21 protein-coding genes are annotated in these 20,370 nt (G+C 60.2%); 20 read left to right on the forward strand and 1 reads right to left on the reverse strand.

What is annotated here, in order from left to right; translation table 11 throughout:
- Positions 1 to 576 precede the first annotated feature (576 nt).
- The 17 genes from ABHR63_RS08905 (at position 577) to ABHR63_RS08980 (ending at position 15,526) form a co-directional block, all read left to right on the forward strand.
- Positions 577 to 1,824: a N5-glutamine methyltransferase family protein gene (locus tag ABHR63_RS08905; RefSeq protein WP_346965215.1), complete on the forward strand. Its 1,248-nt coding sequence runs from the start codon at positions 577 to 579 to the stop codon at positions 1,822 to 1,824.
- Between the two features lie 68 nt (positions 1,825 to 1,892).
- Complete coding sequence (locus tag ABHR63_RS10035; RefSeq protein WP_368156890.1) at positions 1,893 to 2,078, forward strand: type II toxin-antitoxin system HicA family toxin; 186 nt, start codon at positions 1,893 to 1,895, stop codon at positions 2,076 to 2,078.
- On the forward strand, positions 2,045 to 2,536 hold the full coding sequence (locus ABHR63_RS08910) for a type II toxin-antitoxin system HicB family antitoxin (RefSeq protein WP_128620077.1): 492 nt from the start codon (positions 2,045 to 2,047) through the stop codon (positions 2,534 to 2,536). Before ABHR63_RS10035 ends, ABHR63_RS08910 begins: the two co-directional genes overlap by 34 nt.
- Before the next feature lie 134 nt (positions 2,537 to 2,670).
- On the forward strand, positions 2,671 to 3,414 hold the full coding sequence (locus tag ABHR63_RS08915) for an L-threonylcarbamoyladenylate synthase (protein ID WP_195568705.1): 744 nt from the start codon (positions 2,671 to 2,673) through the stop codon (positions 3,412 to 3,414).
- Positions 3,415 to 3,427: 13 nt separating this feature from the next.
- Positions 3,428 to 4,969, forward strand: a complete 1,542-nt coding sequence (gene glpK / locus ABHR63_RS08920) for a glycerol kinase GlpK (protein ID WP_346965216.1) — start codon at positions 3,428 to 3,430, stop codon at positions 4,967 to 4,969.
- Between the two features lie 123 nt (positions 4,970 to 5,092).
- A complete protein-coding gene (gene upp / locus ABHR63_RS08925) occupies positions 5,093 to 5,740 on the forward strand; it encodes a uracil phosphoribosyltransferase (protein ID WP_040359658.1) in 648 nt (215 codons plus the stop codon).
- Between the two features lie 282 nt (positions 5,741 to 6,022).
- A complete protein-coding gene (locus ABHR63_RS08930) occupies positions 6,023 to 6,334 on the forward strand; it encodes a hypothetical protein (RefSeq protein ID WP_035138788.1) in 312 nt (103 codons plus the stop codon).
- A 3-nt stretch (positions 6,335 to 6,337) separates the two neighbouring features.
- The gene (gene atpB / locus ABHR63_RS08935) at positions 6,338 to 7,141 is read left to right on the forward strand and encodes a F0F1 ATP synthase subunit A (protein ID WP_022094263.1); all 804 of its coding nucleotides are present in this window, start codon (positions 6,338 to 6,340) and stop codon (positions 7,139 to 7,141) included.
- A gap of 124 nt (positions 7,142 to 7,265) precedes the next feature.
- A complete protein-coding gene (locus ABHR63_RS08940; protein WP_022094262.1) occupies positions 7,266 to 7,460 on the forward strand; it encodes an ATP synthase subunit c family protein in 195 nt (64 codons plus the stop codon).
- 15 nt (positions 7,461 to 7,475) lie between these two features.
- Entirely contained in the window at positions 7,476 to 8,078 is a 603-nt protein-coding gene (atpF, locus tag ABHR63_RS08945) for a F0F1 ATP synthase subunit B (protein ID WP_346965217.1), read from the forward strand.
- Positions 8,068 to 8,544: a F0F1 ATP synthase subunit delta gene (locus ABHR63_RS08950; protein WP_006235713.1), complete on the forward strand. Its 477-nt coding sequence runs from the start codon at positions 8,068 to 8,070 to the stop codon at positions 8,542 to 8,544. The genes atpF and ABHR63_RS08950 overlap by 11 nt, the downstream gene beginning before the upstream one ends.
- Positions 8,544 to 10,142: a F0F1 ATP synthase subunit alpha gene (gene atpA / locus ABHR63_RS08955; protein WP_006235714.1), complete on the forward strand. Its 1,599-nt coding sequence runs from the start codon at positions 8,544 to 8,546 to the stop codon at positions 10,140 to 10,142. Before ABHR63_RS08950 ends, atpA begins: the two co-directional genes overlap by 1 nt.
- A 5-nt stretch (positions 10,143 to 10,147) precedes the next feature.
- The gene (gene atpG, locus ABHR63_RS08960; RefSeq protein WP_006235716.1) at positions 10,148 to 11,056 is read left to right on the forward strand and encodes an ATP synthase F1 subunit gamma; all 909 of its coding nucleotides are present in this window, start codon (positions 10,148 to 10,150) and stop codon (positions 11,054 to 11,056) included.
- Positions 11,056 to 12,510, forward strand: coding sequence for a F0F1 ATP synthase subunit beta (gene atpD / locus ABHR63_RS08965; protein ID WP_006235717.1), 1,455 nt, complete (start codon positions 11,056 to 11,058; stop codon positions 12,508 to 12,510). Before atpG ends, atpD begins: the two co-directional genes overlap by 1 nt.
- A gap of 3 nt (positions 12,511 to 12,513) precedes the next feature.
- Entirely contained in the window at positions 12,514 to 12,906 is a 393-nt protein-coding gene (gene atpC / locus ABHR63_RS08970; RefSeq protein ID WP_006235718.1) for an ATP synthase F1 subunit epsilon, read from the forward strand.
- Positions 12,907 to 12,994: 88 nt separating this feature from the next.
- Complete coding sequence (gene murA / locus ABHR63_RS08975) at positions 12,995 to 14,278, forward strand: UDP-N-acetylglucosamine 1-carboxyvinyltransferase (protein WP_195535818.1); 1,284 nt, start codon at positions 12,995 to 12,997, stop codon at positions 14,276 to 14,278.
- Positions 14,279 to 14,290: 12 nt separating this feature from the next.
- Complete coding sequence (locus ABHR63_RS08980; RefSeq protein WP_346965218.1) at positions 14,291 to 15,526, forward strand: LCP family protein; 1,236 nt, start codon at positions 14,291 to 14,293, stop codon at positions 15,524 to 15,526.
- A 395-nt stretch (positions 15,527 to 15,921) separates the two neighbouring features.
- Here the strand turns inward: ABHR63_RS08980 and pepT are convergent, their stop codons facing one another.
- Entirely contained in the window at positions 15,922 to 17,169 is a 1,248-nt protein-coding gene (gene pepT / locus ABHR63_RS08985) for a peptidase T (RefSeq protein ID WP_215693988.1), read from the reverse strand.
- A 120-nt stretch (positions 17,170 to 17,289) separates the two neighbouring features.
- On the opposite strand from pepT, the gene ABHR63_RS08990 reads away from it, so the two are divergent.
- The 3 genes from ABHR63_RS08990 to ABHR63_RS09000 all read left to right on the forward strand — a co-directional run bounded on the left by ABHR63_RS08990 (position 17,290) and on the right by ABHR63_RS09000 (position 20,175).
- A complete protein-coding gene (locus ABHR63_RS08990) occupies positions 17,290 to 17,712 on the forward strand; it encodes a metal-dependent transcriptional regulator (protein WP_270226425.1) in 423 nt (140 codons plus the stop codon).
- 10 nt (positions 17,713 to 17,722) lie between these two features.
- A complete protein-coding gene (locus ABHR63_RS08995; protein WP_117821432.1) occupies positions 17,723 to 18,616 on the forward strand; it encodes a homocysteine S-methyltransferase family protein in 894 nt (297 codons plus the stop codon).
- A 158-nt stretch (positions 18,617 to 18,774) separates the two neighbouring features.
- Positions 18,775 to 20,175, forward strand: coding sequence for a phosphoglucomutase/phosphomannomutase family protein (locus ABHR63_RS09000; protein ID WP_270226424.1), 1,401 nt, complete (start codon positions 18,775 to 18,777; stop codon positions 20,173 to 20,175).
- Positions 20,176 to 20,370 lie beyond the last annotated feature (195 nt).

Below are 20,370 nucleotides of genomic sequence, written 5' to 3' on the forward strand. Positions count from 1 at the left end.
CAATCTGACGTTCAACTTCAAGGGCGCGACCAGAAGGTCAGCGCCCTTTCGTTTCACGTCACCTTGTCTCAAATGCGACCCGCTCGCTGTCCGTCCTCTACCTGCGGCGCTGCCTTGCTCCGGATGCGGTATGCTCAACCTGCGGCGCCTTAGAGGTAGTCATTGGGGACGTTCTTAAATGACTAGGTTGGGCACATTGCTTTGAGATGTTATTCAATCGGCTTTGATGGCCATGAAGTCGGCTACCTGCTCAAAGAAATTAGCGGCATTCATCTGCTATTGAAAATAATGCTCGAAAAATCGTTCAAGAAGTCGCGGGGCGATTTTTGATGCGTCGCGCGTCAAGTGATTTGGCAAGTTCTTGGTTAGATTTTGGTCAGGTTAGGGGCAACCTTGCCAAAAGCTTGACGGATGCAGATTTAGACGTCGGCGAATGAACGCTTCGATTGCAATCCAAGCAAAATTCTGGGCTGATTCTCGATAATCGCTCTCAATCGTCCCTTGTCGTGCGTCGCCCTCGCGTACAATCTGCTCCGACATTCGCGCGCCGCCCGGCGCTTAAGAGGGGAGGACCCCATGGCAAACGAGATCTGGACCATCAAGCGTTGTCTCGAGTGGACCAAGGAGTACCTGGCCGAGCGCGGTGAGGAGCATCCCCGTCTTTCTGCCGAGTGGCTGCTGTGCGCGGCCACGGGCCTGGCGCGTATCGACTTGTATATGCGCATGGACGAGACGCTCGACGCAGCGCAGCTCGAGACCATGCATGCGGCCGTCGTTCGTCGCGCCAAAGGCGAACCGCTGCAGTACATCACCGGTAGCACGCAGTTTCGCATGATCGACGTCGCGTGCGCCCCCGGCGTGCTCATTCCGCGTCCCGAGACCGAGATGCTCGTCGAGGAAGTTCTGAACTATCTGGATGCCGAGGTGCTGAGCCCCGAGGCCGCCGCCCGTCAGCGTGTTGAGCTGCCTTGGAACGATGAGGTCGAGGAGGCACGCAAGGCCGAGGCCGCGCTGGCCGACGAGCGCACGACCGCCGAGCGTCGTGCCGCCAACCTGACGGCCGCCGATGAGGCTGCGCTGGGTAGCGACGTGCTCGGTAGCCGCGCCTATGCCGAGGAACTGGCCGACCGCGAGGCCGAGGAAGCCGCGCAGGCAGCAGAAGCCGAAGCCGCGGAAACCCCCGAGCCCGAGCTCGACGAATACGGCATCGCCATTGAGGGTGCCGACCAGGAGACGGCTTCAGCTCAGGATGCCGCTGCGCCTGCCCCAACCGAGCCCTGCACTGCCCGCGTTCTCGAGGTCGGCTGCGGCACGGGCTGCATTTCGCTCTCCCTTGCCTGGGAGCGCCGCGGCCACGTCACCTGCACTGCTACCGATATCGAGCCGCGCGCCATCGACCTTGCTACCAAAAACCGCGACGCCCTCGGCCTCACGGCAGATGAGGTTGCCTTTAGCCTCACCAACCTGGTGAGTTCCATTCCCCGCGAAGAGTGGGGCACCTTTGATGTGCTCGTCTCCAACCCGCCCTACATCCCCACCGATGTCATGCGCTCGCTGCCGCACGAGGTCAAGGACTTTGAGCCCGATCTGGCGCTCGAGGGCGGTGCCGACGGCCTCGATATCTTCCGCCGCCTGCTCAACGCGGCGCCCTACATGTTGCGCGCCGGCGGCCTCTTTGCCTGCGAGCTCTACGAGGGCGCCCTCGATGCCGCGGCCGAGCTCTGTCGCCAGGCAGGCCTTTCGGACGTGCGTATCGTCCACGACCTCACCGATCGCCCCCGCATCGTCCGAGCCATCGTCACCGAGCCCAAACAGCGCCAGTAATATTTATTAACTGGTTAGCAAAAATTATAAAGTAGTTTATAATTAGGACGGCTGAAAGAGGTCGGCCCATGCAACCTCCTACCTTTCGGGAAATCATTGCCCTACTCAAGCACGATGGATTCGTGAAGGTCGCGCAAGTCGGTAGTCATGCTAAGTATGTTTCTGGCGACCGTGCTGTCACCGTGAACGGCTCTGGTGGTGATCGACCAAAGAAGGGCACGTGGGCAAGTATTCGTCGCCAAGCTGGATGGTAGTTGGAGGCAAAATGAGGCAGCGATTTACCTATGACTGCGTTCTCATAAAAGAAGACGACGGTTACTGCGCCAGCTTCCCGCAGATTCCCGGCGCTTTTGCCGATGGCGATACGCGCGAAGAAGCGATTGCCCATGCCACCGAGGCGCTGATGGCGTTTTTGGCCGACGACCTCAACAACGGTTTGACTCCAGCAGGGTACGAACGCTCGGCCGAGGTCGTGGCCCTTTCAGTCGAAATCGACCACGAGGACGCTCGGGAAGCGGCGTGCCGAACATTTAAAGACGCAGCGCTGGACCTCAAAGTCTCCGCTCCGCGGATTACCGCGCTGGTCAAAGCCGGAAAGCTCGATGTTGAACTCGTCGATGGCCGTCGGATGATCACGATAGACAGCATCGAGCGTTACGCCGCTCAAGAACGTCACGCCGGAAGACCAAAGAAGTTCGTAGCCGTCCAATAACCCCCTCACTTTCACCGACTACTAGAGCCGCTCACCAAACCAACATGCGCTCTGGGCAAATAGGTTGAACGTTTCGTGCGAGAATGCCCCACAGTAAACAAACTTGCACCAGAGCGTAAGGGGCTGGCATACACATGCAGACGGTCTATCGGGTATACGAGGGAGCGCGCGAGCCGCATCGGCTTGCAGTCGAGCGCACGGCCGAGCTACTCGGTCGCGGCGGCCTGGCGCTTATTCCAACCGAGACGGTCTACGGTGTCGCCGTGGCGGTCAACGCCTTCTCGGATGCCGTTCCACAAGATACAAGTGAACCTCTGCCGTGGCCGCGCGATCCGCAGGCCACCGTCAACGGCGCCGCGGTCCCCGCACTCGGCACCGGCTATCGTCGTATCTTTACCCTCAAGCAGCGCGAGCTCACCCAAACGGTTGCCTGGCTGGTCGATGATGCCGAGGCGCTCGATCGCTATGGCGTGGATATCCCTAATGAGGCCCGCGTGCTCGCCCGACGATGCTGGCCGGGCGCCCTGACTATCGTGGTCAAGGCGGCCCCCTGCGTGCCGACCTTTATGCGCGCCGCCGACGACACGGTGGCACTTCGCGCTTCGGCCTCGCCCGTGGTGCAGGCGCTCATCCGCGCCTGCGGCAGCCCTCTTGCCTGCACCAGCGCCAACACGCATGGCGCGCCCGCGCCGGCAAGTTTTGTCACGGTGGAGGAGCGCATCCTGGAGGGGGTCGATGTGGCCGTCGACGCCGGTGAGACCCCGTGTCGCGACGCCTCAACCATCGTGTCGTTTCAGCACGGCGAGCTCCAGATCCTGCGCCAAGGCGCGCTTCCCGCATCAGAGATCGAGCGGGTCCTGTCCGACCCGATGCAATAGAAAGGTGTAAGCGATGTCGTTGAATCTAGGTAGCCTGGGTATGGAAGACGCCTCGTTTAGCTTTGGCGGTTCCTACATCATGGCGCTCGACTGCGGCACTACCTCGGTACTCGCGACTATCGTCGACGAGTACGGCTGCATCGTCGCCCAGGCGCGTCGTAGCGTCAAAACCAGCTTCCCGCGCCCCGGCTGGGTGGAGCAGGATCCCACGGAGGTGCTTGCCAGTCAGATCGGCGTGATGATGGAGGTCCAGTTTAAGAGCGGCATCCATTCTGACCGCATCGCCGCCATCGGTATCTCCAACCAGCGCGAGACCACGGTGGTGTGGGACCGCATAAGCGGCCAACCCATCTATAACGCCATCGTGTGGCAATGCCGTCGCACTGCACCTCTGATCGACGAACTGGTCGAGCAGGGCGCAGAAGAACTGGTGCGCTCCCGCACGGGACTCACGCTCGATCCGTATTTCTCGGCTTCCAAGGTGCAGTGGATCCTCGACAACGTCGACGGTGCGCGTGAGAGCGCGGCGGCGGGCGACCTCATGTTCGGCACCATCGACACCTGGCTCATCTACAACCTCACCGGCGGTCAGGTCTTTGCCACCGACTACACCAATGCCAGCCGCACCGCGCTCTTTAATATCCATGCGCTCGATTGGGACGACGATCTGTTGGCGCTTTTCGACGTCCCGCGTTCCATGATGCCCGAGGTTCGTTGGAGCTCGGGCGACTACGGCCGCGTCGCGAGCGACATCATGACCAACATGCCACCCATCATGGGCGTGGCGGGCGACCAGCAGGCGTCGCTGTTCGGCCACTGCTGCTTCCATCCCGGCCAGACCAAAAACACCTATGGCACGGGTTGCTTTATGCTCATGAACACCGGCGACGAGATCGTCGAATCCAAGAACGGTCTGGTCTCCACGATCGGTATCGCCGCGGACGGCAAGATCAGCTATGCGCTCGAGGGTTCTATCTTTGCCGCCGGCTCAACCATGAACTGGCTGCGCAACAACATGGGCATCATCTCGAGTGTGAGCGAGTCCGCGCAACTCGCCGTTTCGATCAACGACAACGAGGGCTGCTACTTCGTTCCCGCCTTTGCGGGTTTGGGCGCTCCCTGGTGGGATCCGCATGCCCGCGGTATCGTGTGCGGCCTGACCGGTGCCTCGAGTCGCGCGACCATTGTGCGTGCGGCTTGCGAGTCCATGGCCTACCAGAGTTATGACGTGCTGCGCGCCATGGAGCAGGACGTGGGACTTTCGATTGAGCGCCTGTCCGTCGATGGCGGCGCCTCACGCAACGAGTTCATCATGCAATTCCAGGCCGACCTGCTGGATATCCCCGTGCTGCAATGCGAGACGGTGGAGACCACGGCAATCGGTGCCGCGTACTTGGCGGGTCTTGCCGTCGGCTATTGGGAAGACCTTGAAGAGCTGGAGCAAAATGCCCAGATCGTTAGGACCTTCCTTCCCCATATGTCCGCCGAGCGTCGCGAGCAAAACCTTGCGGGCTGGCGTGATGCAGTCAAGCGCTCGCTCAGTACCGCACAGTAGGGCTGCGATGGGCTGCTCGATACAACAAACCGCTAAACTTATGCATGGCGTGCGGCGGCAACGTTGCTGCGCGCCTTGTCAGCAAGGCCGTTTTGCGGCCGCAACGAAAGGGGCAATCAACCCATGACCGTCACCTACGATGCGTCCCGTGTGACGCTTGTCGATCATCCGCTCGTCCAGCACAAGCTGTCGATCCTGCGCGACAAAAACACCGGCACCAACCAGTTCCGCCAGCTTGTGCGCGAGCTCGCGCTTTTTGACGGCTACGAGGCCATGCGCGACCTGCCCATGGAAGACGTCGAAGTCGAGACCCCCATCACTACCGCCACGTTCAAACAGCTCGCCGGCAAGAAACTCGCCATCGTGCCCATCCTGCGTGCGGGCCTTGGCATGGTCGACGGCATCCTCGACCTGGTGCCCTCCGCTCGCGTGGGCCACATCGGCATGGAGCGCGACGAGGTCACCCACGAGCCGCACGAGTATTACTGCAAGATGCCCAAGGATATCGACCAGCGCATCTGCCTGGTCGTCGATCCCATGCTCGCCACGGGCGGTTCGGCCGAGATGGCCATCAGCTACCTGCGCGAGCGCGGTGTCAAGGACATCCGCATGCTGTGCATCGTCGCGGCCCCCGAGGGCCTCAAGTCGCTGACTGAGAAGGACCCCGATGTGCATATCTATACCTGCGCCATCGACGACCATCTCAACGAAGCTGCCTACATCGTTCCCGGCCTGGGCGACGCCGGCGACCGCATCTACGGCACGCTGTAATCTCTGGGCCATACCGGCTAACGTCGAAAATACGAAGAAATGGTGCGCGCGGTCGAACAAAAGACGACCGCGCGCACTCCTGTTAACGGACGTTTTGCCCTGCAGGGTTCGAGAAAAACGTATTACCGTACCTGCGGCATAAAGAAGGTCTTAAGAAAACGAACAGGTGCGTATTAACCGATGCTTTTTCGGTTGTACTTTAGCGATTGGCTCGTACAATAGTCACCAATGTTTGGCGGGAACTGTCCTGTGAGGCGATAAAAAAGGAAAGTGAGGACGCCAGTGTTTCAGATAGCCGATCTGCTCGCTATCGTTGCAGGTGCCATCGCGGGCGCGATTGCCTTCCTTCCCTTTGTCTTTACGCTCAAGCCGGTTCTTGACGATAAGCAGAATGCGGACATGCTCAAGGGTATGGTGAGTCTCGCGGTCTCGGCAATCGCGTTGCTTGTCTTTACCTTGGTTGTGTTTGTGTTGTTCGGAGAGGCATTTCGCATGTTCCTCCTGGGCGAGGCGATCGGCTTCGTGGCCTTTATGGCCGCCTGCGCGGTTCGCGTCGCCAAGGCGCTGCGAGATCCTCATGAGGTCGAAAGGTAAGTCGTGGAAATTTTTGAAAAGCTGCCTGATGAGATTAATCATCTGGTCAGCGAGTTCAGCTCCACCCCTGTCGTGGGCGATTTGAGCTGCGGCATCACGCAGTACTCGTTTTGGCTGATCGTCTCCACGATCGTGCTCCTGATCGTCCTGGCCGTGTTCAAGAAGAAGCAGACCCTGGTTCCCAAGGGCTTCTTCGTCAACGGTTTCGAGTACATCATCGAGTACGTCGAGAACGATATCGGCAAGGGTGTCGTGGGTGAGAACTGGAAGAAGCACTTCCCGTTCCTGTGCTCGCTTTTCCTGTTCATCCTGATCAATAACATGATCGGCCTGATCCCGGGAATGAAGCCCGGCACCGGCGCAATCGGCTCCACCGCCGCACTCGCCATTTTCGCCTTCGTGTACTTCATCTACTACGGATGCAAGGCTCACGGCGTGATCGGCTACATCAAGAGCCTCGCCCCGCAGGGCGTGAGCTTCCCGATGAACGTGCTCGTGTGGGTCGTCGAGCTTTTCTCGACCTTCCTGCGCCTCATCACGCTTGCCGTCCGTCTGTTCTGCAACATGTTCGCAGGACACGTGGTCATGGGCTCGTTCGCCATCATGGCGAGCATGTTCATGCAGCCGCTGCTTCAGCAGGTTTCCGCGGCCCACGCCGTCGGCGCCCTGCCTTCGCTGGCCTGGCTTGCCATCCTCATCCTGATCTATGCGATCGAGCTTGTGGTCGGCGCCATCCAGGCTTACGTCTTCACGGTCCTTACCGCCGTGTATGTCTCCGAGGCAGAGGAGGTCGCGGAGGAGGAGTAGTCTTCCGTTCGCGCCTTAAAGGTAAGGCAATTCGTTAAACCGCCGGTGCCCGTACCCATGGAGCCCGGCAGTTATAAAAAGGTTATCCTGCGTGAAATAAGACACGCACGACAAAGGAGGAATCGTGGGAGTTATCGGTTACGGTCTCGGTGTTATCGGCGCTGGTCTTGCTATCGGCCTGTCTGCTCTGGGTGCTACGGGTGCTATGGCCCGTCAGCCTGAGGTCCAGGGCCGCGTGTTCACCGTCTTCATCATGGGCTCCGCTTTCGGCGAGGCTCTGGCTCTGATCGGCTTCGTTGTCGCGCTGATCGTTAAATAGCACGGAGCGTCAAGTATGAATCTTTCATCCCAGAAGAGCGCGATCGCACTCTCCGCGTCCGCGGCCGCGCTGCTCATGCCGGTTTCCGCGTTCGCCGAGGACGGCGCTGCCGGTGCGGACATCCTCATCCCTAAGATGGCGGAGTTCATCCCGGCGCTTATCGCCTTCCTGATTATCTGGATCGTGCTGGCCAAGGTCGCCCTGCCGGGCATCATGAAAACCATGGAGGAGCGCGGCAAGAAGATCGAGGAGAGCCTCGACGAGGCCGAGAAGACCAAGCAGGAGGCTATCGCCAAGCGCGCTGAGTCCGACTCGATCGTCACCGACGCCCGTCGTCAGGCTGCCGACATCGTTCTCGAGGCCCGTAAGGACGCCGAGTCCGAGCGCGCCCGTATCATCGAGGCTGCTCACAAGGAGGCCGAGGAGATCATCGCCAAGGCCCATACGACCGTCGAGGACGAGCGCAAGTCCATCTACGCCGGTGCCGCGAACTCCATCGCCGACCTGTCCGTTGCCGTCGCCACCAAGATCGTGGGCGAGGCACTCGAGGACGATGCCGAGCAGAAGAAGCTCATCGAGCGCTACATCCAGGAAGCAGGTAGCCTGAATGCCGACTAGCCGCTATCAGGACAAGGTGCTCGAGACCTACGCGCGTTCCCTTTTGGAAGCCGCCAAGGCCGAGAACCATGTGTTCGAGGACCTCGAGATGATCGAGCGCTTGGCTTCTGCCAGCCCCGAGATCATCGCCGTGCTCGACACCATGTCCAAGCGCGACCAGCTCGACCTTCTTCCCAAGGTGGCAGCTGCCTTTAAGTATGTTGCCGAGGAAGACGAGGATGTAGTGGGCGTGACCGTCACCACGGCGATCCCGCTCGACGACGAGCTGCGTCAAACCATCACTAAGAAATGCGAGCAGGACTTCGGCCGCAAGGTATTCCTTATCGAGCAGGTCGACCCGTCTATCGTGGGCGGCCTGGTGCTCGAGGCCCGCGGCGAGCGTCGTGACATTTCCGTCAAGACGCAGCTGCGCATCGCGCAGGAGACCCTCGCAAACTCTGCTAATTCGTACGGAGGTGAAGCCTAATGTCCGAAACCCTCAATGCCCAGGATATCGCCAAGAAACTGCAGGAGCAGCTCACGAGCCTCTCCGCGACGGTCGATACGCATGAGGTTTCAACGGTCGACGAGGTAGGCGACGGCATCGCGCGCGTCTCCGGCCTCAAGAGCGCCATGGCAGGCGAGCTTCTGGAGTTCAAGAGCTCCGATACCGGTGAGACCGTCTTCGGCCTTGCCCAGAACCTTGACCGTGACGAGGTCGGCGCCGTTCTGTTCGGTGCCGTCGACTCCATCAAGGAAGGCGACGAGTGCCGCACCACTGGCCGCGTTATGGATATCCCCGTGAGCCGTGCCATGCTCGGCCGCGTCGTCAATCCGCTCGGCCAGCCCATCGACGGCCTGGGCGACATCGTCGCTACGCACCGTCGCCCCATCGAGTTCAAGGCTCCCGGCGTCATCGATCGTACCCCGGTGTGCGAGCCGGTTCAGACCGGTCTGCTCGCTATCGACTCCATGGTGCCTATTGGCCGCGGTCAGCGTGAGCTCATCATCGGTGACCGTAAGACCGGTAAGACCGCCATCGCCATCGACGCTATCCTCAACCAGCGCGGCAAGGGCATGGTCTGCATCTATGTCGCCATCGGCCAGAAGGCCTCCACGGTTGCCAACATCCGCGAGACCCTCGCTCAGCACGGTGCGCTCGACTACACCATCATTGTTTCGGCCACCGCTGCCGATTCCGCCCCTATGCAGTACATCGCGCCTATGGCCGGTGCCGCTATCGGCGAGTTCTTCATGTACAACGGCGAGGACGGCAAGCCCGCCAGCGAGACCAACCCCGGTGGCCACGTGCTCGTCATCTACGATGACCTGTCCAAGCAGGCTGTGGCCTACCGTCAGATGTCGCTGACGCTGCATCGTCCGCCCGGACGCGAGGCCTATCCTGGCGACATCTTCTACCTGCACTCTCGTCTGCTCGAGCGTGCCGTCAAGATGTCCAAGAAGAACGGTTACGGCTCCATGACGGCTCTTCCGATCATCGAGACCCAGGACGGCGACGTCTCGGCCTACATTCCGACCAACGTCATTTCCATTACCGATGGTCAGATCTACCTGCAGTCCGAGCTCTTCTTCCAGGGCCAGCGCCCGGCAGTCGACGTGGGCATTTCCGTGTCCCGCGTCGGTGGCGACGCGCAGACCAAGGCTATGAAGCAGGTCGCCGGCAACCTCCGTCTGGACCTCGCTTCGTACCAGGAGCTCGCCGGCTTTACGCAGTTCGGCTCCGACCTCGACGAGGCTACTCAGAAGCAGCTGACCCATGGTGCCCGCATGACCGAGCTCCTGAAGCAGCCGCGTTACAAGCCGTTTGAGGTTGGCGAGCAGATCGTTACGCTGTTCGCTGGCAACGAGGGCTTCCTGGATGACCTGGAGATCGCCGACGTACTGCCTTTCCGTGCCGAGCTCATCGAGTACATGGACAATGGCTTTGGCTCGCTGCTCGACAAGGTTCGCGCCAAGAAGATCGATGATGACACCAAGGCTGAGCTCTTGCGCGTCATCGGCGACTTCAAGCAGCAGTTCATGGCCAAGCACCATTCGGATGTTTCTGGATCAGAGGAGAACTAAGCCCCATGGCCAACCTTCGCGACATTAAGAAGCGAATCTCCTCGGTTACCACGACCAAGCAGATCACGCGCACGATGGAGATGGTCTCTACGGCCAAGATCCGTCGTGCCCTCGATCGCTCCAAGCAGGCCGAGCCCTATAAGGAGGCGCTGACCGACGTCATGTTGACGGTCGCCGGCGACGCCTCCTGTTCGGGCACCGATCCCATGCTGCAGAAGCATGAGAGCGTCAAGCATGGCCTGATTGTCGTTATTGCCTCGGACCGCGGTCTTGCCGGCGGTTTCAATACGACGGTGGAGCGCACGGCCGAAAAGCTCGCCGCTTCTTGGGCGAACGACGGCATCGAGTGCGAGATCATCGCGTGCGGGCGTAAGCCGGCCACGTATTTCCGTGACCGAGCAAACGTCGTCATGCACTTTGAGGGCAACTCCTCTGAGCCCGATTTCAATCAGGCTCGCATGATCTCCTCTCATATCTGCGATGCGTATCGTGCCGGTGAGCTTGACCGTGTCGAGCTTGTCTACCACCACGCCAAGAACCGCGTGGATCAGGAGCTTCGCGTCGAGCATCTGTTGCCGCTCGACCCCGAGATGATCGCTATGGCCCACGGTCCGCGTAAGAACGAGACCGACGCCCCTAAGCGCATCTCGTCCACGTTCGAGTTCGTGCCCTCTCCCGAGCATGTTCTCGGCAAGCTTGTGCCGTCTTATATCCTGACGGTCATCTACCAGGCCCTGATCGATTCGGCGGCTGCCGAGCAGGGTGCACGCCGCAAGGCCATGCACTCCGCGACGGAAAACGCCACCGCGATCATCTCGACCCTTACCCGCACGTATAGTCGCGTGCGCCAGGCTTCGATCACGACCGAGATTAACGAGATCGTCGGCGGAGCCTCAGCATTGGAGGAACAGTAATGGCTAATAACACCGTAAAGCTTGCGGTCGAGGAAGCCACCAAGAAGACGACTGCCGGTGATGGTCGCATCGTGCGAATCATCGGCCCTGTCGTCGACGTCAAGTTTGACGGCGCGGTGCCCCCGATCTACAACGCGCTCACGGTCGAGGCCGAGACCCCGATCGGTCATCTGAGCACGATCCTCGAGGTCGAGAGCCAGCTTCCGGGCGGCGTCGTCCGCACGGTCGCCATGTCCTCGACCGACGGCCTGCAGCGCGGCCTCATCGCCACCGATACCGGTGAGCCCATGAAGATGCCGGTCGGCCCCAAGACGCTCGGCCGCATTTGGAACGTCATGGGCAAGCCCGTCGACGGCAAGCCCATGCCCGAGGTGGAGGAGTTCTACCCCATCCACCATGCAGCGCCCCGTTTCGACGAGCTCACCACCAAGACCGAGATCTTCGAGACCGGCATCAAGGCCGTTGACCTGCTCGAGCCCTACATCCGTGGCGGCAAAACGGGTCTGTTCGGCGGCGCCGGCGTCGGCAAGACCGTTTTGATTCAGGAGCTCATCAACAACCTCGCCCAGGAGCACGGTGGCACCTCGGTGTTCACCGGCGTCGGCGAGCGTACCCGCGAGGGCACCGACCTGTTCCTCGAGATGAGCGAGTCTGGCGTTATCGACAAGACTTGCTTGGTCTATGGTCAGATGAACGAGCCGCCCGGAGCGCGTCTGCGCATCGGTCTGGCCGGCCTTACTACCGCTGAGTATTTCCGTGATCGTGGCCAGGACGTTCTGCTGTTCATCGACAACATCTTCCGCTTCTCCCAGGCAGGTTCCGAGGTTTCCGCACTGCTGGGCCGTATGCCGTCCGCCGTTGGTTACCAGCCCACGCTGGCAACCGAGATGGGCGACCTCCAGGAGCGCATTACCTCGACCAAGACGGGCTCCATTACCTCCGTCCAGGCTGTCTACGTCCCCGCAGACGACCTGACCGACCCGGCGCCTGCCACGACGTTTACGCACCTCGACGCCACCACGGTTCTTTCGCGTAGCATTTCGTCGCTCGGCCTGTTCCCGGCTATCGACCCGCTCGCATCTTCCTCCGACGCTCTCGATCCCTCGATCGTCGGCGAGGAGCACTACCGTGTCGCCGTCAAGGTCCAGGAGCTCCTGCAGGAGTACTCCGACCTTCAGGACATCATCGCCATTCTGGGTATGGACGAGCTGTCCGAGGAGCAGCGCCTTACGGTCAACCGTGCCCGTAAGATTCAGCAGTTCCTCTCGCAGTCCTTCCACGTCGCCGAGAAGTTCACCGGCAACCCCGGTGTCTACGTCCGCGTCGAGGATACCGTCCGCTCTTTCGCCGAGATTGTCGACGGCAAGGCCGATGACCTGCCCGAGCAGGCTTTCCGCTATGCTTCCACGATTGAGGACGTGCGCGAGCGCGCCCGCAAGATGGGGGAGAAGTAGGTTATGCGTATCCGCATCGTGTGCCCCGTGAGCTGCGCCTATGAGGGCGACGCTGCGTTTGTGTCGATTCCGTCCACGGATGGCGAGTTTGGCGTTCTGCCTGCTCACTCCAGCGAGATCTGCACGATCGACCGCGGTTACGTTCGCGTTTCCGATAAGGCCATGGGCACTGTCGACCACACGTTTGCCGTGGCCGGCGGCTATGCCCAGGTTGCGGACGATGTCGTGACCGTTCTCGCCGAGCGCGCTTGCGATTTGGCGACCGTCGATGCCGACAAGCTTAAAGCTGATATTCAAGGTTTTGAAGAGAAGCTGGGTAATTTGTCGGAGGATGATGCACGCCGCGCCTACCTCTATAATGAAATCGCATGGTGTAAGCTCAAGCTTGCCCAATAGTCAAACGATTTAGCGTTCGACCATTTGCGAACACATCATGCCCGGGATGGCTCAGCCATCCCGGGCATGCTTTTTGAAAGGGTAGACCTTGGATATTATCCGCGTTGAGGGTGGCCACGCCATCGGAGGCTCCGTGCCCGTTTCGGGCGCCAAGAACTCCGCACTCAAACTCATGGCGGCAACGCTTCTGGCGCCGGGCAAAACGACGCTGCAGAACGTGCCCGATATTTCCGATGTCCACGTGATGGGCAAGGTGCTCAAGGGCATGGGCGCTACGATCGATGTTCTCGACGAGCACACGCTCGAGATTGATACCTCTCAGGTCGATTCTTGGGAGGCCCCCTACGAGCTCGTCGCTAAGATGCGTGCTTCCACCGCCGTCATGGGACCCCTGCTGGGCCGCTTCCATCGCGCCAAGATCGCCATGCCGGGCGGCTGCAACCTGGGTGCTCGCAAGATCGATATGCACATTCTTGGTCTTGAGGCCCTGGGCGTTGAGTTCGATACCGCCCACGGTTACATCAACGCTAATGCGCCCCAAGGTCTGCGCGGTACCACCGTCACGCTCGAGTTTGCCAGTGTCGGTGCGACCGAGAACCTCATTATGGCATCCGTGCGCGCGCAGGGTACCACGGTTATCGACAATGCCGCCCGCGAGCCCGAGATCGTCGATCTCGCCAACATGCTCAACGAGATGGGCGCCAAGATTGTTGGCGCCGGCACGCCCGTCGTGACTATCGAAGGCGTGGAAGAGCTCCATCCTGTTACCCATCGCGTAGTAGGCGACCGCATCGAGGCCGGTACCTTTATCGTTGCCGGTGCGTTGATGGCCGACGATCGCGGTGTCGATGTCACGGGCTTTTGCCCCATTCACTTGGGCATGGTGCTCAAGAAGATGGAGCTCATGGGTATCGACTGCGAGCGCGTCGAGGATGGCGTCCATGTGAACCGTGCCGAGCGCATCAAGCCGGTCGACATCCAGACGCTTCCGTTCCCCGGCTTCCCGACGGACATGCAGGCGCAGATTATGGTACTCTCCGCCCTTGCCGACGGTAGCTCCGTTATCACCGAGAACATCTTCGAGAATCGCTTTATGTTTGCCTCTGAGCTGGTGCGCATGGGTGCCGACATTCGTATCGAGAGCCATCATGCCATGATTCATGGCGTCAGGGGCTTCTCGGGCGCACAGGTTACCTCGCCCGATCTGCGTGGCGGAGCGGCCCTCGTCGTAGCGGGCTTGATCGCCGACGGGACGACCGAGGTTTCGGCCATCCATCACATCAAGCGCGGCTACGAGCAGTTTGTCGAAAAGCTGCAGGCGCTCGGCGCGCATGTCGAGCATGCTACCGTCCCCGATCCCGTCATCTACTAATACAGGTTGCCTATGTTTAATAAAAAGCCCCTCGCGGATACCACCGCCCGAAGACCCTCAACTGGTGCGCAGGCCAAGATCTACAGTCGCGATAACGTGGCTCGCTATTCCGAGCGCGCTCGCCAACGTCGTCGTAGCCACACGATTCGTCACGTCGCGCTCATTGTCGTGCTTGGCGTGCTGCTGAGTGCCACTACCGCTGCCGGCCTGTGGTTTGCCACCATTATGGGCAAGCTCGGCGATTCTAATGTCATTACCGACAATCTGCGTCGGGTTCTGGTTGACACCGATGAGGCAAAGGATCCGTTCTACGTGCTGCTTCTTGGCACCGACGGCCGTCCGGGCGAGGATACGTATCGTGCCGACTCGATTATCCTGGCACGCATCGACCCCACGCAAAAGCAGGCGACGCTCATTTCCGTTCCGCGCGACACCAAGGTCGAGTACAAGGGCGAGACCATGAAGATCAACGCCTGCCACACCGTTGGCGGCGCCGAGGCCATGGTCCAGGCGGTCAACGAGCTGTGCGGCGTGCAGATTTCTCACTATGCCGAGGTCAGCTTTGACGGCATGCAGTCGCTTATTGATTCGGTTGGCGGTATCGACATCAACGCGACCGACGACGTCGACGATCCCGAGCATCTGGATATTAAGATTACCGCTGGTCAGCAGCATATGGACGGCGCTACCGCTCTTACCTATGCCCGCTGCCGCTACACCTATGCCGACGGCGATTACACGCGCATGCGCCACCAGCGTCAGGTGCTTGGCGCCCTTGCCAACCAGATTCTCAATAACTTCGATGCCACGAAGATCTTTGGCCTGGTTAATTCGCTGTCCGATATGCTCGTAACCGATATGAGCGTTCAGGATATCGTGGCTACGGTCAATGCCATGCGCGGTATGGATGTCGACGGTATCTACTCGGCCAACCTGCCCTCGTACGCCGACGACAGCACCATGATCGACGGAGTGAGCTACGTCTTTGTCTACGAGGACGAGCTCAAGGAAATGATGGAGCGCGTCGATGCCGGCAAGGATCCCAAGGGTCCCAACACCATGGGTCTTTCCGACGGTTCCAGCTCTACGATCGGCGACCTGAACAACAACACGTCTGACGACTACGCAAACGGTACCGCAACCTCATCGGTCAGCTCTGACGATTCCGATGACTCAAGCGATTCAAGCGATTCGGACTACTACGAAGAGCCCACCGGTGACGGCAACGGCTACGAAGCCAACTACTAGAGTTACGCGGTTTTACCAAACCGCGTAACCAGTTGACGCTGCAAACCCGCCAGAGCGGCAATCTGCCTTTCAACTTCGGCGGCATGATCAAAAGATCAATGCCACCTCGTTTCAAGGCACCTTGCTCGCTCTGGCGGGATTTCGCTGTCGGTGCCAAAACATCGGCGTAACACTTGGCACATGGGTAGTCATTGGGGACGTTCTTAAACGACTGGTCAAAGGGGACACTCTTGATGCACTTGGCACTTGGGGACGTTCCTTTTGTGCCGGCAGTTTGGGACACTCCTTGCGTTAAGAGGCTGGCGTGCGTCAACCTATTCTCGTTGCAGTAAAAAAATCGCCCCGTTCTTGGTTGAGGACGGGGCAATTCGTCTTTTGGACTTGTGCAGCCAGGCTTATGCAAAGCGGGCGACGAGCTCCTGGAGCACGTCGGTCATCTTGACGAGCGAACTGACCGGGACGAACTCGTTGACGCCGTGGTAGCAATAGCCGCCGGTGGAAAGGTTGGGGCAGGGCAGACCGCGGAACGACAGCTGAGCGCCGTCGGTGCCGCCACGAATCGGCAGTACTTGGGGCTCAACGCCGCAGGCAAGGTAGGCTTCCTTGGCAACATCAATGAGCTCGGGATAGTCACGAACGATCTCGGCCATATTTCGATACTGCTGCTTAATCTCGACTGTCACGCGCTCCTCACCCAGACGCTGGTTGAGCATCGAGGCGGCGGCATCAATAAGGTCGAGTTTCTGCTGGAACTTGGCGGCGTCATGGTCGCGGACGATATAGCGCGCTGTGGCGTGATCGACGGTCGCAGATACACCCTCAAGGTGATAAAAGCCCTCGTAGCCTTCCGTATACTCCGGGCGCTGCACGTAGGGGAGCAACGCGTTGAAGTCGCAGAACAGATTGCCTGCGTTGACCATACGGCCCTTAGCGTCGCCCGGGTGGATGGACTGGCCCTCAAAGCGGACGGTCGCCTCGGCGGCGTTAAAGCACTCCCACTCCAGCTCGCCGATGGGGCCGCCGTCGACCGTGTAGGCGTACTTGCAGCCAAAGGTATCGATATCCAACAGCTCGGCTCCGTGGCCGATTTCCTCGTCAGGGCAGAAGCAAATGCCGAGTGCGGGATGGGGCAGAGAAGGGTCCTGAGCGATACGCGCGACAAGCGACATGATCTCGGCGACGCCTGCCTTGTCGTCCGCGCCCAGCAGCGTGGTACCATCGCTGCAGACCAGGTCCTCACCCGCGAGGTCATTCAGGGCGGAAAGCTTGGCGGTACTCATGGCAACGGGCTTTCCGTCAACCGTGCCGCAGACCAGGTCGCCGCCTTCGTAGTGTACGATATGCGGCTTCACGCCGGCGCCCGGTGCAACTTCGGTGGTGTCGAGATGGGCGATCAGGCCCAGGGCGGGTTTGTCCTCAGCGCCCGCACTTGCGGGGATATGCGCGCAGACATAGGCGTGCTCGGTCACGTGGGCATCTTCCGCACCAAGCTCGCGCAGCTCTTCGGCCAGCACGTTGGCAAGGTCAAACTGAACGGCGCTCGAGGGTACCTGGTCGCAGTTTGCATCCTCGGACTGCGTGTTGATCTGGACGTAGCGCAAAAAGCGTTCGAGGACATCGGGGCTCGTGGTGGTGTTTTCCATAAAGACCGCTCCAATCTTGGTCGTCGTGTGCAACAAGAACTCTAGCACGGTATGCCACGGCATACCACGACGCTTGGATGGGGTAGAATCAGCCATTGAATGCAGAAGGGACGGAAGATCATGGATACGACAAATAGCTCGCGCGAACTACATCTGACGGTGGCGAACGAAGACTACTTGGAGTGCATGGTTCGCATTGAAAGCGAAGAGGGGGAAACCAACGGCGTGCGATCGGTCGACATCGCGCAGCGCCTTGGCGTCTCCAAGGCATCGGTCAATAAAGCGGTTTCGGCGCTCAAGGCATCCGAACTTGTCGAGCAATCGCACTACGGCAAGGTAGTCCTGACCGATCGCGGCCGCGAGGTTGGTGCGGCTATCTGGTACCGTCATCGCCTCATCCGCACGTTTTTGGTTCAGGAGCTCGGTGTCGAATTTGAGCGAGCCGATTCCGAGGCCTGCATGATGGAGCATGCGCTTTCCGAGGACACGATGAACCGCTGGCTCGCCTATCTCGAAAAGCAGGGAATCAGCGTCGAGGAATAGCGGGATATATATGGATACGAGTTATTACAACCGCTTTGGTGCCGAGGAACTTGCGCGCCGCTTGTCGAGCGAGACCTTGTTGGCGCAGGGCCCCATGGGCAGTGTTCTGTTGAGTGAGTACGATGCCGCTGACATTCCACCGGCGTTTTGGAATCTGGCAGAGCCGCAGACCGTTTCTCGTATCCATCGCTTGTATGTCGCTGCCGGCGCGCAGGTGCTCATTACCAACACCTTTCAGGCATCAAGCTATGCCCTCAAGCACGACCAGATTGCGCCGTCCGTGGCGGAGGTCAATCGCGGGGCCGTCGACGATGCTCGCCAGGCGCACCCGCAACTGCTGCTGGGCTCGATGGGCCCGATCGGTATTGAGTGGTTTGCCGAGGACTCTGCCGAGTATCGTGAAATCCGAGGCATTGCGCGCGAACAGGCGCACGCCTTGCTCAATGCCGGCGTTGACGGTCTGCTGATCGAGACGGTGACGTCTATCCGTAATTTGCAGCCCATGCTTGCCGGCGCCCGAGATGCCGCCGACGGCATGCCTGTTCTGGTGAGTTTTGTCGTTGACGATAAAGGCGACCTGTTGGGCGATGGCCTCAACATCGAGGCGGCCGTTTTGTACGCCGAAAAACACGGCGCAAACTCGGTTGGTGTTAATTGCTGTTCGCTTGCGGCCGCGAACGCGGCGGTGCCCAGGATGGTTGCATCGGCGACTACTCCCGTCACGGTGCGTCCCAACGTAGGCGATCCGGTCCAGACTCAGGATGGCCCCGTATGGCACGAGAACCCCGAAGCTTTCGCGCGCGCATGCATCGAATGGAGACATGCCGGTGCCGCAATGGTGGGCAGTTGCTGTGGAACCACGGCAATCACTACGGCCGCGATGGCCGAGGCGCTCGATATATAAAGGGCAAAACCGCTCCATACGGGGCGGTTTTTTTATTGCTTGCATGTCCTCGGCAGCATTTGCCCAAATGGTGAATGCTGGTGCCGGCAGGTTGCCGAGTGCATGTTGCGGGTATACCCCATGCGTACCATGATCCAAACACTGTGAGGTGTCTGCGCGTGTGCGCGATAATTCATTTTGGAACTGACGGTTGGCGCGCTCGCGTCGATGAGGACTTCACTGCCGATAACGTTGCTCGTATCGCCGATGCCGTCGGCGAGTTGTGGCAAAAGACCAATCCGGGCAAAACAGTATATATAGGGTTCGACACCCGGCCCCTGGCGAGCGAGTTCGCTGAACTTGCGGCGGGCGTGCTAGCAGCGCACGGGCTGGACGCCGTGCTCGCTTCGCGACCTGTTCCGACCCCTGCCCTTACGTGGGCGGCGGCTTATGACGGTGAGGCGTGCGGCGCGCTCATGGTGACGGGGTCCCATCATCCGCAGGGTTATCTGTGCCTCAAGATTCGCATGGGTGACGGCTCAACCGCCAACCAGGATGTCATCGAAGAGCTCGAAGAGACCATGGCTCCCGAGCCAATGGGGATCGAGGGGCAATATCGCACCGCGGATATCATTCCTGACTATATGCAGGCGGTGGCATCATTTGTCGATGCCGAAGCCATCCGCGCCGCGCACCTGCGCGTGGTTGTCGATCCCATGGGCGGCGCAGCCCAGGGCTATCTAGCCGACTTGCTGCGCGAGCTTGGCGTTGAGGCGCACGAGATTCACGCCGGGCAGGCGTCTGACCAAGAAGATATCTGCCCCGACCCCGTTGAACCTTGGGTGGACGCTTGCGAGCGCACGGTTATCGAGGACGGAGCTTGCGCTGGCCTGGTGACCGACGGCGACGCCGACCGTATCGGCGCGGTTGACGAGCGCGGCAGATATATACATCCGCATCAGATCATGGCGCTCGTTTTGGGCGACTTGGTTCAATTTCGTAATTTGGAGGGGCGCGTCGTCGTCAATCTTTCATGCTCGACGCTCGTACGTCGCATTGCCGAGGCGCTTGGCTGCCGCGTGACCGTCAAACCAGTCGGTTTCAAATATATAGCGGCGGAGATGAAGAAGGGCGGCGTCCTCATAGGCGGCGAAGAAGCCGGTGGTATCGGCATCGCCGCGCATATGCCCGAGCGCGATGGAATCCTCGCCTGTCTGATTCTGTGTGAGCTTATGGCAAAGACGGACGCGCCTTTGGGCGTTCTGGTCGACCAACTCGAGGACAGTTTTGGTAAGACGAGTTACGGTCGACGCGATTTGCGCCTTGAGGCCGAAGATGCCGAAACGTTACGAACCCTGCTGCCGGGCGTAAACCCCAAGTCGATTTGTGGCAAGGTGCCGCAAAACGTTAGTCATATGGACGGCTTGCGTCTGTCATTCGAGGATGACACGTGGCTGCTGGTCCGTCCTAGCGGGACCGAACCAGTGGTGCGCGTCTACGCCGAGGGGTTCTCGGTGGAAGAACGTGATGAGTTGCTCGATGCTGGCTGTGCTTTAGCTAGGGGGACGTATCCGCTTTAACCATGAGACTGCCTTATATAAAGAGATGCTCGGCGAGCGGTAGTTAACGGCTGGCAAACGTTAGTCGGATCACAAGATGTGTAGGAAATGTGTACGCCCAGATTCCCGCCCCCGGGGCCCCTCCGGTCTGGCAATATATCTCCTTGCCGCGCGGCCCGGTCGGACCGGATCAGCCGCGGGGCGTGCACCTTGAGA

Source organism: Collinsella aerofaciens (assembly GCF_039752775.1).
GTDB classification, from domain to species: Bacteria; Actinomycetota; Coriobacteriia; order Coriobacteriales; family Coriobacteriaceae; genus Collinsella; species Collinsella aerofaciens_R.

Coding starts and splice junctions, on each gene's coding strand:
- ABHR63_RS08905 (WP_346965215.1), top strand. CDS start 577: ATGGCAAACGAGATCTGGACCATCAAGCGTTGTCTCGAGTGGACCAAG.
- ABHR63_RS10035 (WP_368156890.1), top strand. CDS start 1,893: ATGCAACCTCCTACCTTTCGGGAAATCATTGCCCTACTCAAGCACGAT.
- ABHR63_RS08915 (WP_195568705.1), top strand. CDS start 2,671: ATGCAGACGGTCTATCGGGTATACGAGGGAGCGCGCGAGCCGCATCGG.
- glpK (WP_346965216.1), top strand. CDS start 3,428: ATGTCGTTGAATCTAGGTAGCCTGGGTATGGAAGACGCCTCGTTTAGC.
- upp (WP_040359658.1), top strand. CDS start 5,093: ATGACCGTCACCTACGATGCGTCCCGTGTGACGCTTGTCGATCATCCG.
- atpF (WP_346965217.1), top strand. CDS start 7,476: ATGAATCTTTCATCCCAGAAGAGCGCGATCGCACTCTCCGCGTCCGCG.
- ABHR63_RS08950 (WP_006235713.1), top strand. CDS start 8,068: ATGCCGACTAGCCGCTATCAGGACAAGGTGCTCGAGACCTACGCGCGT.
- atpA (WP_006235714.1), top strand. CDS start 8,544: ATGTCCGAAACCCTCAATGCCCAGGATATCGCCAAGAAACTGCAGGAG.
- atpG (WP_006235716.1), top strand. CDS start 10,148: ATGGCCAACCTTCGCGACATTAAGAAGCGAATCTCCTCGGTTACCACG.
- atpD (WP_006235717.1), top strand. CDS start 11,056: ATGGCTAATAACACCGTAAAGCTTGCGGTCGAGGAAGCCACCAAGAAG.
- atpC (WP_006235718.1), top strand. CDS start 12,514: ATGCGTATCCGCATCGTGTGCCCCGTGAGCTGCGCCTATGAGGGCGAC.
- ABHR63_RS08980 (WP_346965218.1), top strand. CDS start 14,291: ATGTTTAATAAAAAGCCCCTCGCGGATACCACCGCCCGAAGACCCTCA.
- pepT (WP_215693988.1), bottom strand. CDS start 17,169: ATGGAAAACACCACCACGAGCCCCGATGTCCTCGAACGCTTTTTGCGC.
- ABHR63_RS08990 (WP_270226425.1), top strand. CDS start 17,290: ATGGATACGACAAATAGCTCGCGCGAACTACATCTGACGGTGGCGAAC.
- ABHR63_RS08995 (WP_117821432.1), top strand. CDS start 17,723: ATGGATACGAGTTATTACAACCGCTTTGGTGCCGAGGAACTTGCGCGC.